Below are 8,914 nucleotides of genomic sequence, written 5' to 3' on the forward strand. Positions count from 1 at the left end.
CGCTCGGTGACCTTGTCGAGCGTGCGGTGGTATTGCGTGATGACGTGCGCGTTCGCACTGATCCGCAGCCGCGACGTGTCGATGCCGCGCGCCTTCAGCGCCGTCAGCTCGTCGAACAGCACCTCGAGATCGACGACGACACCGTTGCCGATCACGGGTGTGACACCCGGGGTGAGGATGCCGCTGGGCAACAGGTGCAGGGCGTACTTCTCGTCTCCGACCACGACAGTGTGGCCGGCGTTGTTGCCGCCGTTGAACTTCACGACCCAGTCGGTGCGCTCGCCCAGGAGATCGGTGGCTTTGCCCTTGCCCTCGTCTCCCCATTGCACCCCGACGATGACGATGCCTGGCATTGGGTTGACTCCCCCGTTGGTCGGACGGTTACACCCCATCCTATCCGGCGGCGGGGCGACGGCTTGCGGCCCCGATGACGTGCAGTGAACTCTGAGCTGCGTTCCGCGGTGGCGGCGGCGGCGTGGCAGCGACGGCATCCGGCTGCCACGCGCGAACCGCGAAGCGTCGCCCTCGCGATGGCCACGTCGACGACGGCGATCCTGGAGCTGGGGGTGGTCTACAACCTGCTGCTGCGGTTTCCGCCGGCGTCGGGCGAGCCGGCCCTGATCGCCGCGCTCGACCGGTTCGCGATCGAGGCGCTTCACGTCGTGCTCCGGCTGTATATGCTCGCCGACTTGCTGTTCGCGCCGCGGCGGCGTGGGCTGCCGTGGTGGTGTCTTGCCGTCATCGTCGGCTATCCGCTCACGTGGACCGTCTGCACGATGCTGCGCGGTGAGCTGGTCTCCGCGCCCGACGGCAGCACCCGCCTGGTGGTACCCGTACCCGATTCTCGACCCGCACGGGCCCGGTGGCCCGGCATCCGTGCTGGCCTACGTCGGCGCGATCACGGTCGCGTTCGTGGCGGTGGGTGCCACCGTCATCGCGATCGGTCGGTGGCGGGATCGGCGCGCACCGCGTGGGAGCGCGTCCGCGACGGATGCCGCGGACGCGGCGCATCACACGACAGTACGACCGCCGTCGATCAGGTAGTTGCTCCCGGTGATCATGGCGGCGTCATCCCCCGCCAAGAAGGCGATGAGCGGTCCCGTCGCGTCCGCGATCACTCCGGCCACGCGCAGCCGCTGCATCATGATCCGCGAAACCACCCGAAGGTCTAATCTTCGATAGCCATTTGTCTAATCACCGCGACACGACCGCCTAGCCTGGCTACGGTGGTGGTGTGGGAAGCCCGTGCTGCACTCACGTCTCCCGTCGAGGGCATAGCTGGACTTCGCAGTCCGTCGTCTGCCAGCCGGAGGGGGTGCTGTGTCGCCTGACGTCACCGAACGCGGGCTCGGATCGGTTTGCGGTGAACGCATGCTCCCGTCAGCCATCACCCAATTGCCCGAGCTGACAGATCGCGAGAAGGAAGTGCTGGTAGCGCTCGCTAGAGGCCAGTCCAACGTCGAAATCGCTGGCTCCCTCAACCTCTCGCTCGGCACGATCAAGAGCCACCTCAGTGCGATCATGGCGAAATGGGACGCGCGTGATCGTGTTCAAGTTCTCGTGTTGGCGGCGCGTACTGGCCTCGTCAGATTCAGGTAGCCACACCGCGTGTCGCCGGTGGGTCGGCTCGGAGCACACCGGCGACGAGGCAGGCAGCAGCCCACGCGCAGGGCACCGCAACGGCCACAACGCCCAGCACACCGCCCGCTGTGAGAGTCCCGATGTGCTCGGACGGAGTCAAGGTAAGTACCAGGTCCGCGACACCGAACCCTTCATGCCCGCGAAGCGCGCGGGCCAGCACCGGGAGCACAGACATGACGACGAAAAACACGGCGTACGGCAGCATCACGCCCGGCAGTACGTGGGCGAGTCCGTGGGCAATGCACACCACAAGCAAACAGGCACCGATCGACCCGATCACTCGGCTCAGGTCAAGTCCAACAGACGAAAGCGCCCGTTCCTCACCTGTTGTCGACGCAATACCCGCCACGAATATTGCCCCCACGGAGAGCGCGACGACACCAACAGCGATGCTGAAGCCACCAACAACGAGCAACCGTGCAAAGAAGGTACGACGACGCTTCGGCACGTTCAGGGCGGTGAGGTTATCCGCACCGCATGCTCTGTCACTCAGACTGATGTCCATCGCGATTACCCCGCAGATGAGCGCGACCGTCGGGAGCCCCGCGCTGGATGCGCCGCGCACGAGGCTCTCACCCTCCATCTGATAGTCGGCTCCAAGTGCTGTGACCGCGGCAGCAAGCAGTACTGCGACGGTGGACATGACAGCGGCAACCGCGACGGCGGCGATCGCAAAGCCGTACGGCCTGTACGTGCTGGTAAGTCGAATCAGCTCCGCCCTCGCGACATCGCGGACTCGTTGTCTAACGAGCGGAGTTGTACGAGTCATCGTGCCCATCCGGGACCCGCCGATTCAGCCCTCGCGACGGCACGCACATACTCGTCTTCCAGAGTGCGCCGCGTTTCGGTCACAGATTCTATGAACAGCCTCGCCTGGAACGCGAAGTCGGACAACTCGCGCGCGCGGTGCCCAACTACCCACGTCACGCGCCCAGTACTCGTGCAGGCGATACCGTGGTGGGCGAGCAGGTCAGCAAGCGCCCCTGGATCATCCGAGACGATTCTGACCGCAACGTTCGAATCAGCGTGCAATTCAGATGTGGACCGATCGAGGATTACTCTGCCTGAACGAAGAACGACTACTCGGTCGCTGACCATCTCTAGTTCAGCGAGAACGTGCGATGACAGAAGAACTGTCCCGCCGGCCTCAGCCGCCGACCGCACGAGCTGCCGGACCCACATGACCCCGTCGAGGTCGAGGCCATTTGTCGGTTCGTCGAGAACGAGAATGGAAGGCTCACCGAGAAGTGCACGCGCGATCGACAATCTCTGGCGCATCCCTAACGACAGCGTCTTGACACGCCTCCCCGCAACCTCCTCCAAGTCTGCTTCTCTCAACACCTTCCCGATGCGTGTCTTTGGGATGCGCTGCGGCGCCGCCGCCAGGCGCAGTTCATCCCGCACGCAGCGCCGACCGCTGAGCCACGTGGGGTCAATAGCTGCGCCGATCGTCGCCAACGAAGCGTCGGAGGCTCCATACGGCAAGCCGTTCAGCAGCGCGACGCCATGCGAAGCCCTCTGCAGACCAAGGATGGCGCGGAAGAGAGTCGACTTCCCCGCCCCGTTTGGACCCACCACAGAGGTGACCTGGCCCGCGTGGGCGCAAAATGAAACGTCAGATAGCACCTCTCTCGTTCCGTACGACGCTGCAAGTGCCTTCACTTCGATCATGCCAACCGACCCTCAACGAGACGAAGAACCTTGGGGTCGAAGGTCCTCACGGGCCGGGGGACGTTGTGGGAGGCCAGGACAACTGTCCGCCTGTCGGCCAACCACCCGTCGATAAGGCCGGACAGATGTGCAACCGCTGCCGCGTCAAGCCCGTTGAACGGTTCATCCAGCAGCACGCAACGCTGAGGCTGGATAAGACACATCAGCAGCCACGCTTTTCGTCGCGTACCCGTCGAGAGTGCCTCGATCGGCTCGTTGACCCAATCGTCGAGCCCCCACCCGTTCACCGCGGCGTCAACCTCCGCTTCCGAGCCGAGCGGTCCCGTCAACATCAGGTGTTCGGCAAGCGTCAGCGCGGGAATGAGCCCCACCGCGTGCGGGGCATAGCTGCGCCGGTGGCGCGCATCCGCTGACCGCGTCGAGACTCCATCCAGCGTGACTTCACCAGACCGAGGCATCAGATTGGAGGCCATGATCTCCAGCAGAGTCGACTTCCCGCTGCCGTTTGCACCGCTGACCAGCGTCAGACCCGGCTCCAGAAGTGCGTCAATTTCCGACACAACGTCAGGTCCTCCGTCGTAGCCAGCAGTCACCGCGCTGAGCCTGATTCCGTCCATCAGCAGCGACCGTCCCGTTGAAACCTCTTCCCTCACGGGTTCGTCTCCGTCACAGCGGCCTCACTCGTCGATACAACACACACGCTGAACCCCAAACCACGAGCAAGCCTGCCGCCAACGACGCCCATGACCACTGCGTGCCCCAGGCGATCATCGGGAAAGCGGCCACCGTCGGCGCCAGTCCTGAAAGTGTGTGGCCCCACAAACTCAACTCAATCGTGCCGTCGGGAAGCCGCAACGCGTATCGATCGAACAGGGAGCCAACGAGCACCCCGCCGACGGCAGCGATACCCACAATGAACCCCGATGCCACCATCATCCCAGACCCTGTGAGCACCGCCCCTGCAATACCGAGGATCGCCGGAGTCGGCACAATCCACGACGCAATCACTAGGAGGTACGCGACAACGCCCCGCCAGACCGATCGCGATCGGAAACGTGCCGTCAGATTCAGCAACGGAAGCACATGCGCCGCGCCGAAGAATGAGGAGAGCGCGGTGGACACGATCATCGCAAAGATAAGCGGCAGGGCACGAACGGCTATCGCGGCGGGGTGCTCCGGCTCAATCGATGCGGGGGCGACCGCGGCAGCAGTGGAAACGAGGACGATAGCCGCCGCCAACGGGTTGAGCGTCCTCAGCAACAGCTCGGAGCCTCGACCAACACCGCGACCCGTAATTGCTCCCATCGCGGTGATCCATCCGTAGACAGGTGCGTGCAATGGGGCTCGCTCTACTCTTCGAGCCGCTCGGGTAGCGACAGCAACAACCGCGCACAACCCGACGACAGCAACAATCGGAACCACCTCGGCGACGAAACGCCCGTAGCCCACCGATTCACGTACCCACTCCTGCGGCAGCGCGTTCCCCTCCGGAGCACGTGCCACAACGCGCAAGGCGAGTCCGGCCCCCATTCCCGCGACGAGTGCCGACAGGATCGATCCCCATGAGATACCTACACGCCCCGGCCGCAGCGGGACAACCCGCAAGACGAAGAAGATCGCCGCCAGCACCAACAGCAACACTCCAGGCAGGAGCCATGGGAACGGTCCGACGATGATCGCGCACGTGATGACGATGGGGAGGCAAGCCCCGATCTTCAGCAGCGCGGGTAACTGACCTCGCACGAACAGGACAACCTCGGGCTCCACCCGCAGAGCATCGCCATATAGTCTCGCGTAGGGGACACGCTGAGCAAGTGTCCGCGCCGACCGCGTGCCGGCTCCCGTTGCAGCGACCAACGTGATCACCTCGAAGATCACAAGTGCGACGGTCACGGCACCCTCGGCTACCGTCGAGAAAAGTAGGTGAACTCCGACAAGTGCCATGGTTGACAAGACCACAGCGCTGGCGCTGGCGCTGGAAAGCACCACAATCATCGTCGGCACCGATCGCGAGTTCGAGACGATACCGTTCTCTTTGGCCCACATCGCCGCCTCGACCGCGATCACGAGCCGTATCGATCGCCAGCGCTCCGCCCGCGCTACCGCTGAGACGCGAGGCACCCCAGCAATACCGCTCCCAGTCACGACGCTGCCGATCGACGTCTTCGCGAGCGCTTTTCCTCGCCGACCGCGTACGAGAGGTTCAGATGCACGATTGCGCCGAAACCACACAAAGCGGCGGATGCAGCAGGAACCCACTGCCAAGGCTCATCCCGGAGGAGGGCAGCCAGCACGCAACAACCAGTCATGGCAACCGCGAACAACGATACCCCGACGGCCGGTAGGAGTTGTGGTCGCAAAATGAACGGTACGGTGGCCGCCACGATCATCCCGACTGTCACAGACACGCCGACACGCATGCTGCGAAGGATGTCGAACGTTTGAGCTGGCGCGCCAAGCGCGTTCGAATCACTGAGCACCCAGCCCACTATGCTGCTCCCGATCGCAGCGACAGCCGCGAGAATCGGAACTACCCGGCGCGCACGTCGCAGAATCCCCGACATGCGTCACCATCTTCCCGCGAGAGACACCGCGACAGCCGCCGCCGGGAACACCACGGCCGCCGAACTGACGAGTCGACGGCGCCTCACAGCACGACGGACCCCACTCGATGAGAGTCCGATGCCAGCGACAACAGCGACAAAGAACAAGCCGACAGCCAAGGGGCGCATGCCGGTCGGGAGCAGCCGGTGCAGTCCGGTTGCGGTTGCGATCATAAAAGCGAATTGAGCAAGGTCCACCGTCCGCACCGATATGGTGGTGGCACCCGGCCCGGCAGGAGTGGGCACGAGCCGCCCCACCATCGCGACGCCCACCCTTATGACGACGTACGTCAGTGTCGTTGCGAACAGCAATAGCAACAGAGCAGTTGCGCGCGCAAGGCCTTCGAAGCCGTCGTCCACCGGTTGAGGGCCAAGAGCGATCTCCTCGTCAATCATCGGGGTCAACGCGAACGTCGCGGCGCCTATCGCAATCAAATTCAAGCAGACCCACGCCGCCGCGTGATGTCGGAGGGGCGCGTCAACCGGACTGCGAGGGTCCTGCGGAGCGCTTGGAGTCATCTCGGCAGGCCTCCCGCGACCTCAAGGACAGCGCCACCGGCCAGCAAGACGGCCCCCACCCCGGCGAAAGGCAGGCTGGCGGCCACCTGCGCCGCCGCCCGGTACGCGATATCAGCGCCCCCCGACACGGTTCGGCTGCTCGGCGCCGATGAGCTCTGGAGCAGACGGCCGACACGAAACACAGGAAGGAGACCCCCGAACGTGAAAGCCATGAACCCGGCGACCTCAAACAAGAGAAAAGGCCAGAACGCGTCGAAGGCGCCGCCCAGGCCCCAAGCGTCCACGGCAAGTCCCACGATGGATCCGATGTAAATGCCCGCGAAGAACGTCATCGCGATCGAGATCGCTCCGAAAGAAATGACACCGGAGTACAATGCTAAGCCAACAGCAAGGTTGTTGACGAAGATCGGCATCACTTCACCCCAAGGCTGGTAGGTACTGTCCTGGCGGGTGACTTCGAACGGAAGTTGCGCGGCGCTGCCGAGCGCGAGGGCGACGATCCACAAGGCTCCCGTCACCCCCGCTACCCGCCACGAGGCACTGAGCCGTCTCGTCGGCACGACCCACTCTCCCCGCGTGACGATCCCTCGGCGCAAGATTGGCTATTCGATCGCCTTCTTCTTCCCGAAGGCCGAGATCGCCCACCGGATTCCAGCGATCGCAGCTGCACCAATCCCACCGCCCAGAAGCGCGGCGACCACCGTCGCCACCGCAGAGCCCGCGAGAATCGCGTTGACGATCGCGACCGCCACACCGGCTTCTGCGACTCCAAGTGCGGTAATGATCGACTTCACGACCTCTGGGCCATATACGCCTCCGAGTGTGACCGCCGCGGCGGCCAGAATGAGTGCGATCGCCGCTCCAACGAGGTTGCGTGCGATCACTCTTGAGGAGTCGACTGCCAGCCCTTCTGTGATAGTCATTCTTCGTCCCTTTCTGTTCTGCGTCACCATCGGGTACATCGAACACGTCGGTAACTCGTGTGACATCTACAGACTCGCATCGAACCTCACCTCGCGCGTAGGCCTTTTGTCCAGTCTTCTCAGCCTTGATCCTGGACGCGATCGAACGGGTCACGTCGCTGGCGGTCCCGTTCCCGGGGATATTGCTGCGACGCTTCTTGTTGTCGCGGCCGGAACCGACCACACCCTCCCGATGATCGTGGAGGCCGGACTCCGCAAGGGGAACGCCCGGTCGGGAGGTTCTGCGGAATGGTACGCGTCCCGCGGACTGGGCGTGATCGGGAAGATCGCGCCGAACCGGCAGGTCATCACCCGCGCCGACAGTGCGTTCTGCACCCACGCGCACGTAACGGCGGTCACGGACGCGGGCGCATGGTTCTCGATCACGATCCCGCAGTGGAAGACCGTGACCGCGGCGATCGCAGCGATCCCGGAGGAGGACTGGGTCGGGATCGAGTACCCCGAAGCGGTCTGGGACGAACAAGCCGGCGGGTGGGTCTCCGACGCGGAAGTGGCCGAGACCGCGTTCACCGCGTTCACCTCCCGCCGCACGGACGAGCACGTCACCTGCCGGCTCGTGGTGCGGCGGGTCAAGCGCCTGGGCGGCAACGCGAGCCACGGGCAGGACACCCTGTTCGACACCCACCGCCACCACGCGTTCATCACCAACTCCACCCTCACCACCATCGACGCCGACCGCCGCCACCGCGGACACGCGGTGATCGAGCAAGTCATCTCCGAACTCAAACACGGGCGGGCGCTGCGGGTGGAGACGGTGGTCAACTAGCCCACCGACCTGGGCGTGCCCCGGCGCCTGGAGCATCTCGATGTCCTGCAAGCGAAGAGTCGTGACATCAACACCCGGCTGCTCGATACTGAACGTGTCGGGCAGGGTCTTCACCTCGCGAGCCCAGCCTTTGAGCGGGTCGCGCAACCCACCCTCACCGAGGATGGCAGGAGGGCCCCGGCCCTCAGGTTCGGCGACCCTCGGGTGATGGCCCTGCTCGGCGCCCTCGCGATGATCGGAACACCCTCGGCTTCACCAACAAGAGCCTCCGCGCCCAGGTGAGCATGCTGCTCGGTGTCCCTTACCGGATGGGCCAGATGAGCTACGACCTCGGCCGGCTCGCCCGGAAAGGACTGATCGCCCGTATCCCGAAAACGAACACGTACACCCTCACCCCCGACGGGCCGCGGATCGCGGTGTTCTACACGAAAGTCCACGACCGGCTCCTGGCCCCGCTCTGCGCCGCCGACCAACCACCCGCACCCACCGAGCTACGCCACGCACTGAAGACCATCGACCGTCACGTCAACGCCTACATCGACCGGACACACCTGGGAAAGGCCGCCTGAAAACTCAAGACAAACGCCAAAGAGCCGGGAACCAAGGATCGCTAGTTGTTGTGTCTCGTGAGGTTGGTGTCGGTCGGCGGGTCGTGCGGTAACGGGTGAGGTCCTCCGGGTGGGATGTGAAACGACCAAGAATCACGTTCCGCCAAGGAGGACCTCGTGACC

At 64.5% G+C, this 8,914-nt stretch carries 12 protein-coding genes; 4 read left to right on the forward strand and 8 right to left on the reverse strand.

What is annotated here, in order from left to right:
- The coding region (locus ACK5KK_RS09785) for an adenylosuccinate synthetase (protein WP_416889896.1) at positions 1–353 on the reverse strand (353 nt) is incomplete at its 3' end.
- Between the two features lie 84 nt (positions 354–437).
- On the opposite strand from ACK5KK_RS09785, the gene ACK5KK_RS09790 reads away from it, so the two are divergent.
- Both ACK5KK_RS09790 and ACK5KK_RS09795 read left to right on the forward strand, forming a co-directional pair.
- On the forward strand, positions 438–1,172 hold the full coding sequence (locus ACK5KK_RS09790) for a hypothetical protein (RefSeq protein ID WP_416889897.1): 735 nt from the start codon (positions 438–440) through the stop codon (positions 1,170–1,172).
- A gap of 199 nt (positions 1,173–1,371) precedes the next feature.
- Positions 1,372–1,599 carry a response regulator transcription factor gene (locus ACK5KK_RS09795; RefSeq protein ID WP_416889898.1) on the forward strand — a complete coding sequence of 76 codons (228 nt, stop codon included), beginning with the start codon at positions 1,372–1,374 and terminating at the stop codon, positions 1,597–1,599.
- Here the strand turns inward: ACK5KK_RS09795 and ACK5KK_RS09800 are convergent.
- From ACK5KK_RS09800 to ACK5KK_RS09830, 7 genes are all read right to left on the reverse strand, one after another.
- Positions 1,592–2,410 (reverse strand): hypothetical protein, encoded by an 819-nt coding sequence (locus tag ACK5KK_RS09800; RefSeq protein WP_416889899.1) that lies wholly within the window; start codon positions 2,408–2,410, stop codon positions 1,592–1,594. The genes ACK5KK_RS09795 and ACK5KK_RS09800 overlap by 8 nt on opposite strands.
- The gene (locus ACK5KK_RS09805) at positions 2,407–3,312 is read right to left on the reverse strand and encodes an ATP-binding cassette domain-containing protein (protein WP_416889900.1); all 906 of its coding nucleotides are present in this window, start codon (positions 3,310–3,312) and stop codon (positions 2,407–2,409) included. The genes ACK5KK_RS09800 and ACK5KK_RS09805 overlap by 4 nt, the downstream gene beginning before the upstream one ends.
- The gene (locus ACK5KK_RS09810) at positions 3,309–3,965 is read right to left on the reverse strand and encodes an ABC transporter ATP-binding protein (RefSeq protein ID WP_416889901.1); all 657 of its coding nucleotides are present in this window, start codon (positions 3,963–3,965) and stop codon (positions 3,309–3,311) included. The genes ACK5KK_RS09805 and ACK5KK_RS09810 overlap by 4 nt, the downstream gene beginning before the upstream one ends.
- A gap of 13 nt (positions 3,966–3,978) precedes the next feature.
- The gene (locus tag ACK5KK_RS09815; protein ID WP_416889902.1) at positions 3,979–5,379 is read right to left on the reverse strand and encodes a hypothetical protein; all 1,401 of its coding nucleotides are present in this window, start codon (positions 5,377–5,379) and stop codon (positions 3,979–3,981) included.
- Between the two features lie 500 nt (positions 5,380–5,879).
- A complete protein-coding gene (locus ACK5KK_RS09820; RefSeq protein ID WP_416889903.1) occupies positions 5,880–6,311 on the reverse strand; it encodes a hypothetical protein in 432 nt (143 codons plus the stop codon).
- 119 nt (positions 6,312–6,430) lie between these two features.
- Positions 6,431–6,940, reverse strand: a complete 510-nt coding sequence (locus ACK5KK_RS09825; RefSeq protein WP_416889904.1) for a hypothetical protein — start codon at positions 6,938–6,940, stop codon at positions 6,431–6,433.
- A 96-nt stretch (positions 6,941–7,036) separates the two neighbouring features.
- Positions 7,037–7,357 (reverse strand): hypothetical protein, encoded by a 321-nt coding sequence (locus tag ACK5KK_RS09830; protein WP_416889905.1) that lies wholly within the window; start codon positions 7,355–7,357, stop codon positions 7,037–7,039.
- 232 nt (positions 7,358–7,589) lie between these two features.
- Between ACK5KK_RS09830 and ACK5KK_RS09835 the strand changes: the two genes are divergently transcribed.
- Both ACK5KK_RS09835 and ACK5KK_RS09840 read left to right on the forward strand, forming a co-directional pair.
- On the forward strand, positions 7,590–8,183 hold the full coding sequence (locus ACK5KK_RS09835; RefSeq protein WP_416889906.1) for a hypothetical protein: 594 nt from the start codon (positions 7,590–7,592) through the stop codon (positions 8,181–8,183).
- Positions 8,184–8,461: 278 nt separating this feature from the next.
- Complete coding sequence (locus ACK5KK_RS09840) at positions 8,462–8,752, forward strand: hypothetical protein (RefSeq protein WP_416889907.1); 291 nt, start codon at positions 8,462–8,464, stop codon at positions 8,750–8,752.
- Positions 8,753–8,914 lie beyond the last annotated feature (162 nt).

The organism is Microbacterium sp., from assembly GCF_047972865.1.
Taxonomy (GTDB): Bacteria; Actinomycetota; Actinomycetes; order Actinomycetales; family Microbacteriaceae; genus Microbacterium.